This is a genomic window from Neisseria sp. P0019.S003 (assembly GCF_051957115.1).
GTDB lineage: Bacteria > Pseudomonadota > Gammaproteobacteria > Burkholderiales > Neisseriaceae > Neisseria > Neisseria flavescens_D.
This window is the reverse complement of sequence record NZ_JBQCWT010000050.1, coordinates 1-506: the sequence shown is the minus strand read 5'-3', so window position 1 is coordinate 506 and position 506 is coordinate 1. Positions and strand designations below refer to the sequence as shown.

Genomic DNA, 506 nt, shown 5'->3' with positions numbered 1-506 from the left:
ATGTAACGGACAATATCCAAACTCTCACCCATAAACGAACCATCTTCTTTTTGCAAAATCGGCACTTGTTTTGAGCCAATCATGCCAATCGGCGTAGCTTCGTCATCATTCGCCAAGACAACCTCTTCCACCGCCACATCGCGCAAGCCGAAAATCATCCGCGCACGGACGCAAAACGGGCAATGGTCGTAAATATATAGTTTCATCGAAATGCTCCTTAAAATTTCAAAACGGTTAACCATAACACCCAAGGCCGTCTGAAACAAGGCTTCCTGAAACATAGTGCAGCATTCGCATACAAATCTAGGGCTGCCCGCAATAAACTGTTACAATAGCAACGTTTTTATCAAAAAGAAAAAAACGCACGCCATGACCACTATTCGCCAAACGCCCCAAACATCGAGCGTAACGCTGGAAGGCCTCCTCGCATGGTTCGACGGCTATGTTGCCGCGCTGCCTGATCCCGATAAAAACCTGATTCAGACGGCCTTTGACCTGGCTAAAGA

General features: G+C 47.0%; 1 protein-coding gene. It reads right to left on the bottom strand.

All coding sequences use genetic code 11. From position 1 onward, the window contains the following. On the bottom strand, window positions 1-281 hold a 281-nt coding region (gene grxB / locus ACTHTS_RS11030; protein ID WP_440370060.1), incomplete at its 3' end, for a glutaredoxin 2. Between the last annotated feature and the right edge of the window lie 225 nt (window positions 282-506).